Source organism: Pantoea sp. Fr+CA_20 (genome assembly GCF_024520835.1).
Taxonomy (GTDB): domain Bacteria; phylum Pseudomonadota; class Gammaproteobacteria; order Enterobacterales; family Enterobacteriaceae; genus Pantoea; species Pantoea allii.
The window spans coordinates 60479-75973 of record NZ_JALNPN010000009.1 but is presented as its reverse complement, the minus strand read 5'-3'; the positions used below and the strand labels follow the sequence as shown (position 1 = coordinate 75973).

Genomic DNA, 15495 nt, shown 5'->3' with positions numbered 1-15495 from the left:
TGGCGGCATTTTGGGCTGCTGTCACCACAACGTCATCTTGCCGTGATGTTCGTGTCACACAACGCCGTTAGTTTACGCAGCAATGAGATCGATCTCATTACGGATAAACGAGGGTGAGATGAGTGATTTAATCAGTGTGGCGGTACTGGCAGGCGTTTCGCGAGCAACCGCGGCCCGTGCCTTTTCCGATCCCCATCTGCTCAAGCCTGGCACCCTGAAAAAAGTGCTGGATGCGTCGGAACAGCTGGGGTTCAGACCGAACCATATTGCGCGCCAGCTTCGCACGCAACACTCCACCACGCTGGGGGTTTTACTTCCTTCACTCAGTAACCCGGTATTTGCCTTGCAGCTTGAGGCCATGGAGCAACAGGCGCGGCTGGCGGGTTATGGCCTGCTGGTGGCAACGACGGATTACCAGCCAGAACGCGAAGCGGCCATTGTCGAACATATGCTGCGTCAGCGCGTCGCGGGCCTGGTGCTGACCGTGTCCGACGCGGACAGCAGCAGCGTATTACCGACGCTGGCAGCGGCGCACATGCCCTTTGTGCTGGCGCATAACGTCCCGCAAAACCAAAACTGGCGCTGCGTGTACGTGGATAACCGCCGCGCGATGGCGGAAGCCACGGCGCATCTGATTGCGCTGGGCCATCAGCATATCGCCATGGCGGCAGGGCCGATGTTGCAGTCTGACCGTGCACGCCAGCGTTATCTGGGCTATTGCGATGCCATGCAGCAGGCGGGATTGGCCCCTCGCGGGCTGATTGACATGCCAAGTCATATCCAATCCCGATTCGATCCGCTTTTACCGCTGATCAACGGCCCTGACCCGCTGACCGCCGTGATTTGCAGTAACGATTTGCTGGCGATCAGCCTGATTGGCGCGGCGGCACGTGCAGGCATTCAGGTGCCGCAACAGCTGTCGGTCATGGGGTTTGATGGCATTGCCATTGGCGAACAGCTTTCGCCATCACTCGCCAGCGTAGTGCAGCCCAGCGATCAGTTGGGTGCCTGCGCAATCGATATGCTTCTCCAACCTTCTCACGATGACTCGCGCCTGCTGGACCACCGGCTGCGTACAGGCGAGAGCATCGCGACCGTATTTCACTCGTCAACATCAGGGAACCATCATGTCTACACACAATAAAATCACGCTGCTTGCCAGGGCGGCATTCTTTACCGCCTGCGCATTTTCCAGCCCGCTGGTGCAGGCAGCTGAAAATGCGATCTGCTACAACTGTCCACCCGAATGGGCGGACTGGGCCACCGAGCTGCAGGCCATCAAAAAAGACACCGGTATCGTGGTGCCGCAGGATAACAAGAACTCAGGACAGGCTCTGGCGCAGTTGGTTGCCGAGAAAGGTAATCCGGTTGCTGACGTGGTGTACTACGGCGTCAGCTTCGGTATCCAGGCGGCGCAGGCAGGCGTGATTGCTGACTACAAGCCAGCCAACTGGGATCAGGTGCCGACAGGCATGAAAGATCCGGAGGGGAAATGGGTTGCACTGCACTCCGGCACGATGGGCTTTATGGTGAATGTGGATGCCCTGGGCGGCGCGCCCATTCCCAAATCCTGGGACGATCTGCTGAAGCCAGAATACAAAGGCATGGTGGGCTATCTCGATCCGGCCAGTGCGTTTGTCGGTTATGTTGCCGCCGTGGCGGTAAACCAGGCGAAAGGGGGCAGCATGCAGGATTTCACCCCAGCCCTGACCTGGTTCAAAAAGTTACAGGCGAACAAGCCTGTCGTGCCTAAGCAGACCGCCTACGCGCGTCTTATCTCCGGTGAGATCCCGATTCTGCTGGATTACGACTTCAATGCCTATCGCGCCAAATATAAAGACCATGCCAATGTGGCATTTGTGATCCCACAGGAAGGAACGGTCACGGTGCCTTACGTCATCAGCCTGGTGAAAAACGCGCCCCATGCCGCCAACGGCAAAAAAGTCATGGACTATGTGCTGTCTGATAAAGGTCAGGCGATTTGGGCCAATGCCTATCTGCGTCCGGTGCGTCCTTCAGCCATGTCTGCTGAGGCTAAAACGCACTTTCTGCCAGACAGTGATTACGCCCGTGCGCACACTGTGGACTACCAGCAGATGGCCGATGCACAGAAAGCCTTCTCTGCCCGTTACCTGAGTGAGATTCGGTAATGGCACCGTCTGACGCCCGCCGCGATTTACCGGTGGCTTCGCGCCGCCGGTCACGCCGACGCGAGCAGGGGGCAAACTGGCCATGGATGCTGCTGCCTGCGTTACTGTTTTTTGCCGCGTTCTGGCTGTTGCCTTTCGCCCGTTTATTACAGATGGGCATGACGCCAGATCGCAGCACACAGCACAGTGGTTACTGGACGGTGCTTACCCAGCCGCAATATCTGCAAAGCCTGGTGAATACCGTACTGCTGTCGCTGTCGGTCACGCTATTGACGTTGGTCATTGCCACTGTGGTGGGCTGCTTTCTGGCCCGCCAGCGCTTCACCGGGCGCGGAACGTTGCTGGCACTGCTGACCTTTCCCCTGGCTTTTCCTGGCGTGGTGGTGGGGTTTTTAGTGGTGATGCTGGCGGGACGGCAGGGCGTTCTGGCCCAGATCAGCCTGCGCCTGTTTGACGAGCGCTGGACGCTGGCCTATTCACTGACCGGGCTGTTCATTGGTTATCTCTACTTTTCACTGCCGCGCGCCATAGTGACATTAGTGGCCGCCAGCGAAAAACTGGATCGCTCGCTGGAAGAGGCGGCCCGTTCGTTAGGTGCCAGCCAGTGGCGCATTGTCTGGGATGCGATTGTGCCGGGGCTTAAACCGGCACTGCTCTCCAGCGGTGCGCTCTGCTTTGCCACCAGCATGGGCGCATTCGGCACCGCATTTACTCTGGGAACTGACCTGAGTGTCCTTCCGCTCACCATCTATGGCGAATTTACCAACTACGCGAACTTTGCCACCGCTGCGGCGCTGTCGGTGGTCATGGGAGCCGTCGCCTGGGCAGGCTTAATGCTGGCGCGGGTGCTCACCCAATCCCGCCAGGAGACGTCGTCATGAAACGTCGTGGTTTATTTTACCTGCAAATCGCCATTACCACGCTGACTGCTCTGTTCATGATTGTTCCGGTCATCCTGTCGATGCTGGCAGGCGTGACGCAGAACTACTTTGTTGGTCTGCGCAGCGGACTGACGCTGAAATGGGTGGAACAGGTTTGGGAGATGTACAGCGACACCTTTTGGCTGTCACTGTTAATCGCCGTCAGCTGTCTGGCGGTCACCCTGGTGATCGGCGTGCCAGCCGCCTGGGGCTTACTGAAATCGCCGTCGCGCTGGTCATCACGCATTGAAGAGTGCCTGATGTTGCCGGTAGCGCTACCGGGCCTGGCCACCGCACTGGGCATTATCCTGCTGTACGGTCAGTTCAGCAGCCTGCGTGACAGCTGGGTTTTTATCTTGATCGGCCACGTCCTTTTTACGCTGCCGTTTATGATTCGCCCGGTGCTGGCGGTGATGCAGGCTATTCAGCTACCGCGCCTTGAAGAGGCTGCCGCCAGCCTGGGCGCAGGCTTCTGGCGTCGCTTTTTCACCGTGGTGGTGCCTAACTGCCGCAACGGCATTCTCGCCGGGGCCTTTATGGTAATCACGCTATCGGTAGGTGAATTTAACATTACCTGGATGTTACATACGCCACTCACCAAAACCCTGCCCGTGGGCCTGGCCGACAGCTATGCCTCCATGCGGCTGGAAGTGGGGTCGGCCTATACCTTGATCTTTATTTTAATGATTTTACCACTGTTGCTGATGCTCAACGCCTGTAATCACTGGCTTGAACGCCAGTCTCGTCAGCAACACAGGGAGGAGAAAGCATGATCCTTGAAGCTGTAAACGTGACGCTGCGCGGCTGCGCACGCCGCTTTAATCATCACCAGGCGCTCCATCCGCTCGATCTGAGCGTGCGGTCAGGCGAAACCCTGGTGTTGCTGGGCCCATCCGGCTGCGGCAAAACGACCACGTTACGCATTATCAGCGGCCTGGAGAGCACCGATGCGCCGGGTGAAGTCTGGTTTGACGATCGCAACGTGACCGACCTGCCTGTCGAGAAACGTAACGTGGGAATGGTCTTTCAAAACTATGCTCTGTTCCCCACGCTGAACGTGGCACAGAACGTGGCTTATGGCTTGAAAGTGCAGGGCATCCCGCGCCACGAGCGAGAGGCGCGTGTTGAGGAAATGCTGGAACTGGTCGATCTCACTTCCCTGGCCCAACGTCACATTGACAAGCTCTCCGGCGGACAGAAACAGCGCGTGGCGCTGGCAAGAGCACTGGCGGCGCGGCCTAAAGTGCTGCTGTTTGACGAGCCGCTGGCGGCGCTGGATGCCAAACTGCGCGAGCGGCTGCGTCTGGAAATCGGGAGCCTGTTAAAAAAACTGGCTATCACCGCCGTGTACGTGACCCACGATCAGCAGGAAGCCATGGCGCTGGGCGATCGTATTGCCGTCATGGAGCAGGGACGCCTGGTGCAGATCGACACGCCGCAGGCCATCTATCAGCGTCCGGCCTCTCGCTTTGTGGCGGATTTCGTTGGCGCGATTAACTGTATCGCACGTGATGAGCAGGGCCATCCGCTGCGTTTTTGTCGCACAGAAGATGTGCTGCTGGCAGACGAAGGCCGCTATGCACAGCACGGTTATATCGTTGCCAGCACCTTTCTCGGTGCATCCCAACGTTTGATGATCGATATCGGGCTGGACAAGCCGATTCAGGTAGAGCGACACGCACGGGAAACCTGGCACGCCGGGCAGCGCGTCAGCTGGTCGGTGGCTGAGCAGGCCGCGCTTGAATTTACTGTTTAAGGAGACAACGTTTGTCTGTTGAACCTACGCTGATTGCGCAAATCAGCGACTTGCATATTAAAGCCCACGGTCGTCTGTCGTATAAAAAGGTCGATACCTATAACGCCCTGCTACGGGCGATTAACACCCTGAATGGGCTTAGGCCACGGCCCGATGCCGTGGTGATAACCGGTGACCTGGTGGATTTTGGCACGGCGGCAGAGTATCAGACGTTACGGCAGGCGCTGGCAACGCTGGATCTGCCGTTTTATCTGATGGCGGGCAATCATGACGATCGCCAGGCATTGAGGGCGGCGTTTCCCGATCATCCTTATTTGCAGCAGGGGCCAACGCTCAACTGGCGGCAGGAGGTGAAGGGCATTCAACTGCTGGCGCTCGACTCCAGCGTGCCGCAGCAACCGTGGGGCCAGCTTGATGAGCAGCAACTTAGCTGGCTGGATGCAGCACTGACCGCGTCACCGAGCGTGCCGACGCTGGTAATGCTGCATCATCCGCCGTTTGCCTGCGGGATCGATCATATGGATCGCCAGCGATTACGCGATCCCGACGCACTGGCGGCGATTATTGCCCGCCATCCGCAGACAGAACGCGTGCTGTGCGGCCATGTGCATCGCGCCATTCAGACGCGCTTTGCCGGTACGCTGGCCTGTATTGCGCCTGGCGTCTCCCATCAGGTCGCGCTGGATCTGCAACCGGATGGGCCCGCAAATTTTGTGCTGGAACCGGCTGGGTTTTTGCTCCATCGCTGGCATCCACAGCAGGGAATGACGACGCATCAATGTGCCATTGGTGACTATGACGGGCCCTGGCCTTTTTATGACCAAAACGGTTTAATCGATTAAAGGCCGTACAGGCTGACTTTTTGGTGAATGCCGCGCTTAAACCTGCTCAAATTGTCCTACAGCGTGTAGACTTACACGCAGTAGGACCGCTATTACCATAAAAACAACAGAGTCAGGCACAGCAAAATGAATCTTTGCACTGTGGCGTCCACGCCATGCTAATTAATTTCCGTCCCCGGGCGGACTTACGCACGCTTATTGCGCTGCTGGTAATTACCAGTATTGTCATCACGCTTGCCAATAATTTATATGCGACCTGGCGCGTGCAACGCATGGTGCTGATTGACAGCACGCTGGAAGCCAACCGCGCGTATGCGGCCAAGCTGGCCTCCACCAGTGAGGTTTTTTTCCGTCTGGCGCAGTCTCAACTGCACTTTAGTGCCAATGTACTGGGAAAAGATTTCAATAATGCGTCACTGCTCAAAGCGGAAGTTAACCGTTTACGTGAACAGACCGACAGTTTCAACTCTGTCGCCGTGGTGGATGACAACGGCAACGTTCGGGCGATATCACCTGAATCCCTGACTTTAACGGGGATGCATCTGACCAGCGATGCGGCCCGCGAAGCGCTGCAAACCCGACAGCCGTTAATTAGCAAACCGACGGTTTCCGCTGCGAATAACCTGCTTATTTTTGTCTCATGGCCGATCTGGAATAATCAGGGACGCTATCTGGGTTATATTGGCGGCACGATTTACCTTAAAAAGAAAAGTATTCTGAACGCGCTGCTGGGTGAACAGTTTTATCGTGACGGCACCAGCGTGTTTGTTCTCGACAGTAATAACCAGGTGCTGTATCACCAGAATCGTCAAATGGTCGGCAAAATTATGCCGCCGTTGATGAGCGAACGTGAGCGCCAGGAAAAAGATAACGGCTCGCTGGTCTTAACGGAGACCGACAAACCGACCCGGCTGGCGGGTTACGCCATCGTCCCGACGACCGGCTGGATGGTAGTGGCACTGAAGCCTGTCGACGTCACGCTGCAACCGCTGTCGGGCCTGCTCCTGAAAGTCCTGAAACGTTCTGTGCCCTTTGCACTGCTGACCTTGCTGGTGGCGGTCATTCTGGCGCGGATGATCGCCATGCCGCTCTGGCAGTTGGCCCGCAAGGCCAGCAAAATTGATGCCTCAAGTGCCACTTATGAAATTGGCGGCATTCGCGCATGGTACTTTGAGGCCGCGCAGGTAAAACGGGCGCTACTCACCGGCATTGGTCTGGTGCAGGATAAAATCGGTCGCCTGAGCTCCGAAGCACAGACCGATTCACTGACCCTGTTACTGAACCGGCGCGGGCTGAACGCGGTACTCGATTATTACCAGAGCATACGCCAGCCTTTCGCCGTCCTGGCTCTGGATATCGACCATTTTAAAAGCGTAAACGATAACTGGGGACACGATGTTGGCGATCGGGTGATTCAGCAGGTGGCGCAGGCGCTACGGCAGAGCGCCCGGCAGTCGGACGTGGTCAGCCGTAACGGTGGCGAAGAGTTTTTAATGCTGCTGCCGAATACCTCTCTGAAAGAAGCAGAGGCCACGGCCGAGCGGATTCGGAACAGCATCGCGGAAAAAGAGATTGAGGAAGTCGGTCATATCACCATATCCATCGGTGTGGCCGAATGGGACGCGCGCCGGTTGCCACTGGAAAGCAGCCTGAAGCGGGCCGATGATGCTCTGTATCAGGCTAAAAACACCGGACGCAACTGCACCGTGGTCGCGAAACGCGTTAAAGCGTCTTAATTGTTAACCGCGTCGGCAGACCTGGCGCTCCGCCCGTGCAGTGAAATCCCGCGCGGGCCGGGGCGAATCATCAGGAATTGATATGTTCCCGGCAGTAGCGCCGCTTCCAGCTGGCGGGCGTTAAGCCGGTGTGCTTGCGGAATATCTGGCGAAAATAGCTCACATCATTAAACCCACACTGGCGCGCCACCTCGGTTAGCGGCAGCTTATCGCCGATCAGCAATTTTTCTGCCATTAAGACGCGCTGCCGGTGGATGGCTTCCGTCAGCGTCAGACGGAATACGCGCCGGTAAACGCGTCCCAGATAATCCGCATTGCAATGCAGCATTTTTGCCAGTGCGGAGGTCGAAAGCGGCAGGTGATACTGGGTACGAATGAGCTGGTTCGCTTTCCAGGCCAGGTCAACGCCGGGGCTGTCAACGACGTTCTCATGCAGGGCAGGAGCGGCGAGCTGCTGGAGGATCAGCAGTAAAATACATTCCAGTGCGACGCTCCGGTGAATGTTTTCCTGCTCGCTGAGGAACTGCCTGAACAGGGCGATGATATAGGCCGGATCGCCAACGCGGGTATGCTGGGGAAGATGCAGCAGCGCCTGGTGTAACCCATGTTGAGGCTTCGGCTGTTTCAACCAGTCAAAATGCAGCCAGTAAAATTTCAGATCCGCCGGAAAAATCCCTTCACCCACATGCAAATGCCCGGGCCTGAGCAGCAGGCTTTCGCCCGCCTGCACGCTATACAGCACGTCATCCTCGCGAATGGTTAACTGACCGCGCTCAACGAAGATGATCTCCCACGAGGTCAGCCTGCGTGCCGGATGTGTCCCGACACCGCGTGAAATAAACAGCCCGCCATTTTGCACCCGAACCGGAAACGCTATGGATAATTCGAACATCATTATTCATTTTCCCGCTGCGACAACCCTGATAATCACCTTTGTCTATGATTATTAACAAAAAATCACGAATGTATCTGATCCACTTCACAGTTTGCTTCACAGGTCGGAATTACCCCGTTTTTATACTTTTTTGTGCTCTTGTTGGTTAACGGATTCCTGACAGAATACATCGGGTAAGGCGCTAAAACACCAATAAGCCCGCCAGAAAGCGGGTCATCCTCTCTGTCCTGCATGAGGCGTTTTTATGACTTCTACCACCATCGCTCAGGCCGATCTTAGCCAGTCGGCGACGCAGAGTGCGCTGTCCCTGCGTGAAAAAATAGGTTACGGGCTGGGAGACGCCGGCGGCACGGTGATCACCTGCCTGATCATGAACTTTCTGACGTTTTTCTACACAGATGTCTTTGGCTTAACACCTGCGCTGGTCGGCACCCTGTTTATGGCGCTGCGCGTGTTTGATGCGATATCCGATCCGGTGATGGGCGTGATTGCCGACCGTACGCATAGCCGATGGGGACGTTTCCGTCCCTGGCAGCTGTGGGTCGCGGTCCCCATTGGCATCATTGGTGTCCTGACGTTCACGGTGCCCGCCGTCAGCATGGACATGAAAATCGTCTGGGCGTTTGCCACCTACCTGCTGCTTTCCGTCAGCTATACCGCCATTAATGTGCCCTATTGCGCGCTGATTAACACCATGACTACCCGCCACACAGAAGTGCTGGCGTGCCAGTCATGGCGGTTTGTGCTGTGCGGCGTGGCCGGATTTCTGGTCTCGGTAGGGCTGCCGTGGCTGGTTTCTGTCTTAGGTAAGGGGAATGCGGCACTCGGCTATCAGTCTGGCGTCGGCATTTTGTGCGCTCTGGCGGTCGTGATGTTCCTGTGCTGCTTCTTCTGGGTTCGCGAGCGCGTACCGCTGGACAGCCTGGGCAAGTTTACCCTGCGCGAACATATGGCCGGGCTGCGTAAAAACGATCAGCTGTTACTGATGCTGGTGATGTCGTTTTTGCTGATTAACGTGTTCAATATCCGTGGCGGCGGCTACATGTACTTCATCACCTATGTGTTACAGGGCAGCACCGCCTACACTTCGCTGTTTTTTACCATGGTGACCTTAGCCTCTATCTTAGGTGCGGTCATCGTTAATCCGCTGGCAAAACACATCGACACCGTCCGGCTCTACTACTGGACCAATTGTGTGCTTGCCGTGCTGGCGGTCATGATGTGGTTCCTGCCGGTGGGGCCGTCATGGCAGGTATTATGGCTGGTGGTGATCCTCGCCAACGGCGTCATTCTGGGGTTCACGCTCCCGCTGCACTTTGCCCTGATGGCCTTTGCCGATGACTACGGTGAATGGAAAAACGGCGTCCGCTCATCGGGCATGAATTTCGCGTTTAACCTGTTCTTTATTAAACTTGCCTGGGCCTCCAGCGGCGTCATTATCAGCCTGCTGTTTATCCTGGTGGCTTACAAGCCAGGAATTACGCATCAGACACCGGCATCCTTGCAGGGCATTACCGCAATGGAAACGTTGTTGCCTGCCCTGTTTCATCTGCTGCTGCTATTCGCCATCCGCGCCTGCAAGCTCAATAACCCGATGATGGCGCAGATTTCCAGCGACCTGCGAATTCGCCATGTCCCGTCCTGAGGAGAGTAAAATGTCTGTCAATGAAGTCGATCTGCATAAGCTGACGATTCACGATCCCTTTCTCGGTCAGTATCAACGACTGGTGCGGGAGGTGGTCATTCCTTATCAATGGGAGGCGCTTAACGATCGGATCGACGAAGCCGATCCCAGCCATGCCATCGAAAACTTTCGTATCGCGGCTGGCCAGCAGGAAGGGGAATTTTATGGCATGGTCTTCCAGGACAGCGATGTCGCGAAATGGCTGGAAGCCGTGGCCTGGTCACTTTGCCAGAAGCCTGATGCAGAACTGGAAAAGACGGCGGATGAGGTGATTGAACTGGTGGCGGCGGCGCAGTGCGAGGATGGTTATCTCAATACCTACTTCACGGTGAAAGCGCCGGAAGATCGCTGGACGAATCTTGCCGAATGCCATGAGTTGTATTGCGCCGGACACATGATTGAGGCGGGCGTGGCGTTTTACCAGGCGACAGGTAAACGCCGTTTACTCGAGGTGGTGTGCAAGCTTGCCGATCACATCGACAGCGTGTTTGGCCCCGGCGAAAATCAGCTGCACGGCTACCCAGGCCATCCGGAGGTCGAGCTGGCGTTGATGCGGCTGTATGAAGTGACCCAGGACCCACGCTATATGGCGCTGGTAGATTATTTTGTCGCGCAGCGGGGAACGCAGCCTCACTTCTATGATATTGAGTACGAGAAGCGCGGGCAGACCTCCTACTGGAATACCTATGGCCCGGCCTGGATGGTGAAGGACAAGGCTTACAGCCAGGCGCATCAACCCCTTGCAGAACAGCAGCACGCGGTGGGACATGCTGTGCGGTTCGTTTATCTGATGACCGGCGTGGCGCACCTTGCGCGTCTGAGCCAGGACGAAGAAAAACGTCAGGACTGCCTGCGGCTATGGCACAACATGGCGCAGCGGCAGCTGTATATTACCGGTGGCATCGGCTCCCAGGGCAGCGGTGAAGCATTCAGCAGCGATTACGATTTACCGAATGACACGGTATATGCCGAAAGCTGCGCGTCCATTGGCCTGATGATGTTTGCCAGACGTATGCTGGAAATGGAAGCCGACAGCCAGTACGCCGACGTGATGGAACGCGCGCTGTATAATACGGTACTGGGCGGCATGGCGCTGGACGGGAAACACTTCTTCTACGTCAATCCGCTGGAGGTGCACCCGAAAACCCTCAGTTTTAATCATATCTACGATCATGTGAAACCTGTGCGTCAGCGCTGGTTCGGCTGTGCCTGCTGTCCACCGAACATTGCCCGTGTGCTGACCTCACTCGGCCACTATATTTATACGCCACGCGAGGATGCGCTTTATATCAATCTCTATGTCGGCAACCGGGTTGAAATACCGGTCGGTGAGCATACTTTGGGCATCAGCATAAGCGGTAATTTCCCCTGGGATGAAAAGGTCACCATCAGCGTCGATGTCGCGCAGCCTGTGCAACATACGCTGGCGTTACGTCTGCCTGACTGGTGTGAGGCGCCGCAGGTAAGCTGTAACGGCGACGCTGTGACCGATGGCGCCCGCAAGGGTTATCTCTACATTGAGCGACAGTGGCAAGAGGGCGATACGCTCACCCTGACGCTCCCGATGCCGGTGCGCCGGGTTTACGGTAATCCGTTAGTGCGTCACGTGGTGGGCAAGGTGGCGGTTCAGCGCGGCCCGCTGGTGTACTGCCTGGAGCAGGCCGATAACGGCGAGCAGTTACACAATCTGTGGCTGCCCGCGTCGGCATCGTTCACCACCATTCAAGGACGCGGTGTTTTTGCGCATAAGGTGTTAATACAGGCTGAAGGGGTGAAAAAAACCGCCAGCGATCCTGAACACCAGCCGCTGTGGCACTTCGATCACGCCCCTGCCGCGCAGCAAACCCAGACGCTGACGTTTATTCCCTGGTTTTGTTGGGCGAACCGGGGAGAAGGGGAGATGCGTATTTGGGTGAATGAAGCCTGACGCCTGAAAACGACCCACAGCAGGCCGGGCGTGTTGCTGGCCTGCGGTGAAGATAATGACCCCCGTCGGCGACGATTTGCCTGCCAGTGCGTAACGGCGGGAAGCCTGAGGCCGGGGGGAATGGTGCCGCACGCACCTTCACCGCGTGCCGTTTTTCATCATCCGTTAGCGCCTGTCAGGTCACGGACTGATTTTCACGTCTTTCCAGCACCAGAATATCCGGTACAATCATGGCCCTTTCTGACCTTATGGACCTGACGGCATGCTGGCTTTATTGATTCAATGGTACAAACGCCGTTTTAGCGATCCCCAGGCGATTGGCCTGCTGGTGATTCTGCTGGCGGGGTTCTGCATTCTTTTCTTCCTGAGCGGTTTGCTGGCCCCCTTACTGGTGGCGGTGGTACTGGCTTATCTGCTTGAATGGCCAACGGTACGGCTGCAACGCATTGGCTGTACGCGTAGCTGGGCGACCAGCATTGTGTTGGTGCTGTTTGCCGGAATTCTGCTGGTTCTGGTGTTGATCGTCGCGCCCGTGGCCTGGCAACAGGGCATCAACCTGACGCGAGATCTGCCTAACATGCTGAACAAACTCTATCAGTATGCGGCGGGGTTACCGCGACGTTTTCCCGCCCTGGTCGATGCCGGCATCATTGATGTCATCGTCGAGAACCTGCGCGGTCGTCTCAGCGGCGTGGGCGATTCTCTGGTGAAGTATTCCCTGGCATCGCTGGTGGGATTAATGACCCTGATGATTTACCTGGTGCTGGTGCCGCTGATGGTGTTCTTTCTGCTGAAGGATAAAGAGCAGATGCTAAGTGCCGTGCGACGCGTCCTGCCGCGTAACCGTGGGCTGGCGGGTGAAGTATGGCAGGAGATGAACCAGCAAATCACCAACTACATTCGTGGCAAAGTGTTGGAGATGGTGGTGGTGGGCATCGCCAGTTGGCTGGCATTTATGTTCCTCGGCCTCAACTATTCGCTTCTGTTGGCCGTGCTGGTGGGCGTTTCAGTTCTGATTCCTTACATTGGCGCGATGCTGGTGACCATCCCGGTTATTGGCGTGGGCTTATTCCAATGGGGGCTGGATAGCGAGTTCTGGACGCTGCTTACCGTCTATCTGGTGATTCAGGCGCTGGACGGCAATGTGCTGGTGCCCATTTTGTTCTCAGAGGCGGTCAATCTTCATCCGCTGGTTATCATCTTATCGGTGGTGATCTTTGGCGGGATGTGGGGATTCTGGGGCGTGTTTTTTGCGATTCCGCTCGCAACCCTGGTCAAGGCGGTGGTGCACGCCTGGCCTGAGGCCACGCTGGATGAAACGCTGAATCGTTAAACGTTCAGGGCGCGGTAGATGCCGCGCCCTGAAGACATCAGGCTGATTTCAGATAGTCCATCACGATGTCGTGGTGATTTGACGTTTTGAAGTCGTCGAACACCTTCTCGATTTTGCCATTCGCATCCACCAGGAAGCTGATGCGATGGATGCCGTCATAGGTTTTACCCATAAAGGTTTTTTCACCCCAGACGCCAAACTGCTCACAAACCTGATGCTCCTGGTCCGACAGCAGAGTGAAGTTAAGCAGCTCTTTTTCTGCAAAACGTGACAGCTTTTCAGGTTTATCTGTGCTGATTCCCAGCACCTCGACGCCAGCTTTCTTCAGCTCATCCATGTTGTCACGCAGACCACATGCCTGCACGGTACAACCCGGCGTCATCGCTTTTGGATAGAAATAGACCAGAACGCGCTGCCCCTGGAAGTCGGCTAAATTCACTTGTTCGCCATCCTGATCGGGCAAGCTAAATTTCGGTGCGGTATCACCGGCTTTCAGTGGATTCATCACATCTCTCCATTTTGAGTTCATGCTGTGGTTAATACACCAAGAGGCGAGAAACTGCCAAATGGAAAATAATCAATTTCAGACGATTTCCTCACCTGACCGTACTTTTAACGTAGCAGAACAGTCAAGGCGGCGCTCGTCTTTACCTGCCGGGTATCACCAGTTCACGGTTATCGGCATCGTTCAGGCTATAAAGGCGTAACGCGCCCTCGGCATTAAGTTCCTGACACAGTGCATTAAATGCCTGTTCAAATGCCGGGCCATCGCTACGCGTTGGGCTGTGCGCCGTCATCTGAATATACAGCGTGGCGGGCCGATCCTGCTGGGCGGGCTGGATACGTGACACCAGTTCCGCAATGTTCATTTGGTGCTTATCCGTCAAATCCGTAAAGCGCTCAATGATATGCGGCGAGTCAGCCACTTCGACCTGAATAAACGCGGTATCCGCCATCGGCGGCCGGGCTGTGGCATGGGTACGTTTCATGACGATCAGCAGCTCCAGCTCAGCGCCTTTCAGCGGCAGCGTCGACTCAATCAGCGTAATCGCGTTCCAGCTACCGGAAAGCAGCATGATGAACGTAAATTCATCCCCGAGCATGGCAAGGCGACTGTCTTCGATGTTGCAACCGCAACTGCTGACGTGGCGGGTGATCGTATTGACGATACCCGGGCGGTCAACACCCAGAGCGGTGATCACCAGGTGGTGGGGTTGAGATTGCGGCAAAATAGGATTCCCTGTGCATTTGCTAATAACCATAAGGTAAACATAAAAAAAACTGCTGACAAGCGCGGGAATGGCGGAGCTTGCTTGCTTTTCCCTAAGTGTAAAACGTACCATGAAGCACTTGTTTGTCGAGGGGATCGCCAATGTTTACGGGAAGTATTGTTGCACTCGTTACGCCAATGGATGACAAAGGTAATGTCTGCCGTGCGAGTTTGAAAAAACTGATTGATTACCATGTCGCCAGCGGTACAGCGGCGATCGTTTCCGTCGGCACCACCGGCGAGTCAGCCACGCTGAGCCATGACGAGCACGGTGATGTGGTGCTGCAAACCCTGGAACTGGCGGATGGGCGTATTCCCGTGATTGCCGGAACCGGTGCTAACGCCACTGCGGAAGGTATCTCTCTGACCAAACGCTTTGAGAATTCGGGTGTTGTCGGTTGCCTTACCGTTACGCCTTATTACAATCGCCCGACGCAGGAAGGCCTGTTTCAGCACTTTAAAGCGATTGCTGACAGTACCAGCCTGCCGCAAATGCTGTATAACGTACCTTCGCGCACCGGCTGTGATATGTTGCCGGAAACCGTTGCCCGCCTCGCTGAAATCAAAAATATTATCGGAATCAAAGAGGCAACGGGGAACTTATCGCGTGTCAGCCAGATCCAAGAGCTGGTTAATGATGAGTTCATCCTGGTGAGCGGCGACGATGCCAGCGCACTGGACTTTATGCAACTGGGCGGCAAGGGCGTCATTTCGGTGACGGCAAACATAGCAGCACGCGAAATGGCCGAGCTGTGCAGGCTCGCACAGCAGGGTAATTTCGTGGAAGCTCGCCGTCTGAATCAGCGTCTGATGCACCTGCACCAGACGCTTTTCTGTGAACCTAATCCAATCCCGGTTAAATGGGCGGCAAAACAGCTAGGATTAATCGCTAATGACACGCTGCGTCTGCCTATGACGCCACTGACTGCGGTTGCACAGCCGAAAGTGGAGCAGGCGCTGGTGAAGGCGGGTTTGCGATAAT

The 15495-nt window shown here is 56.1% G+C and carries 14 protein-coding genes; 11 read left to right on the top strand and 3 right to left on the bottom strand.

Going from position 1 to position 15495, the window contains the following annotated elements; genetic code table 11:
- Positions 1-118: 118 nt before the first annotated feature.
- From NR177_RS13035 to NR177_RS13005, 7 genes are all read left to right on the top strand, one after another.
- Entirely contained in the window at positions 119-1144 is a 1026-nt protein-coding gene (locus NR177_RS13035; RefSeq protein ID WP_241567966.1) for a substrate-binding domain-containing protein, read from the top strand.
- Complete coding sequence (locus NR177_RS13030; RefSeq protein ID WP_256853026.1) at positions 1128-2150, top strand: ABC transporter substrate-binding protein; 1023 nt, start codon at positions 1128-1130, stop codon at positions 2148-2150. Before NR177_RS13035 ends, NR177_RS13030 begins: the two co-directional genes overlap by 17 nt.
- The gene (locus NR177_RS13025) at positions 2150-3031 is read left to right on the top strand and encodes an ABC transporter permease (protein WP_256853025.1); all 882 of its coding nucleotides are present in this window, start codon (positions 2150-2152) and stop codon (positions 3029-3031) included. The genes NR177_RS13030 and NR177_RS13025 overlap by 1 nt, the downstream gene beginning before the upstream one ends.
- Positions 3028-3843: an ABC transporter permease gene (locus tag NR177_RS13020; protein WP_096012838.1), complete on the top strand. Its 816-nt coding sequence runs from the start codon at positions 3028-3030 to the stop codon at positions 3841-3843. Before NR177_RS13025 ends, NR177_RS13020 begins: the two co-directional genes overlap by 4 nt.
- Positions 3840-4826 (top strand): ABC transporter ATP-binding protein, encoded by a 987-nt coding sequence (locus tag NR177_RS13015; protein ID WP_256853024.1) that lies wholly within the window; start codon positions 3840-3842, stop codon positions 4824-4826. The genes NR177_RS13020 and NR177_RS13015 overlap by 4 nt, the downstream gene beginning before the upstream one ends.
- Before the next feature lie 11 nt (positions 4827-4837).
- Positions 4838-5668, top strand: a complete 831-nt coding sequence (locus tag NR177_RS13010) for a phosphodiesterase (RefSeq protein WP_063880531.1) — start codon at positions 4838-4840, stop codon at positions 5666-5668.
- Between the two features lie 155 nt (positions 5669-5823).
- Positions 5824-7404 carry a sensor domain-containing diguanylate cyclase gene (locus NR177_RS13005; protein ID WP_109717561.1) on the top strand — a complete coding sequence of 527 codons (1581 nt, stop codon included), beginning with the start codon at positions 5824-5826 and terminating at the stop codon, positions 7402-7404.
- Positions 7405-7474: 70 nt separating this feature from the next.
- Here the strand turns inward: NR177_RS13005 and NR177_RS13000 are convergent, their stop codons facing one another.
- Positions 7475-8296, bottom strand: coding sequence for an AraC family transcriptional regulator (locus NR177_RS13000; protein WP_256853046.1), 822 nt, complete (start codon positions 8294-8296; stop codon positions 7475-7477).
- A gap of 247 nt (positions 8297-8543) precedes the next feature.
- On the opposite strand from NR177_RS13000, the gene NR177_RS12995 reads away from it, so the two are divergent.
- The 3 genes from NR177_RS12995 (at position 8544) to NR177_RS12985 (ending at position 13243) form a co-directional block, all read left to right on the top strand.
- Positions 8544-9944, top strand: a complete 1401-nt coding sequence (locus tag NR177_RS12995; protein WP_145394063.1) for an MFS transporter — start codon at positions 8544-8546, stop codon at positions 9942-9944.
- A gap of 10 nt (positions 9945-9954) precedes the next feature.
- The gene (locus tag NR177_RS12990; protein WP_256853023.1) at positions 9955-11910 is read left to right on the top strand and encodes a glycoside hydrolase family 127 protein; all 1956 of its coding nucleotides are present in this window, start codon (positions 9955-9957) and stop codon (positions 11908-11910) included.
- 262 nt (positions 11911-12172) lie between these two features.
- On the top strand, positions 12173-13243 hold the full coding sequence (locus NR177_RS12985; RefSeq protein WP_063880527.1) for an AI-2E family transporter: 1071 nt from the start codon (positions 12173-12175) through the stop codon (positions 13241-13243).
- A gap of 37 nt (positions 13244-13280) precedes the next feature.
- Here NR177_RS12985 and bcp read toward each other — a convergent pair whose 3' ends face one another.
- Entirely contained in the window at positions 13281-13748 is a 468-nt protein-coding gene (bcp, locus tag NR177_RS12980; protein WP_014605294.1) for a thioredoxin-dependent thiol peroxidase, read from the bottom strand.
- 142 nt (positions 13749-13890) lie between these two features.
- Entirely contained in the window at positions 13891-14505 is a 615-nt protein-coding gene (locus NR177_RS12975) for a glycine cleavage system transcriptional repressor (RefSeq protein ID WP_306278027.1), read from the bottom strand.
- Positions 14506-14615: 110 nt separating this feature from the next.
- On the opposite strand from NR177_RS12975, the gene dapA reads away from it, so the two are divergent.
- Complete coding sequence (gene dapA / locus NR177_RS12970; protein WP_063880525.1) at positions 14616-15494, top strand: 4-hydroxy-tetrahydrodipicolinate synthase; 879 nt, start codon at positions 14616-14618, stop codon at positions 15492-15494.
- The last annotated feature ends 1 nt before the right edge of the window (position 15495 follow it).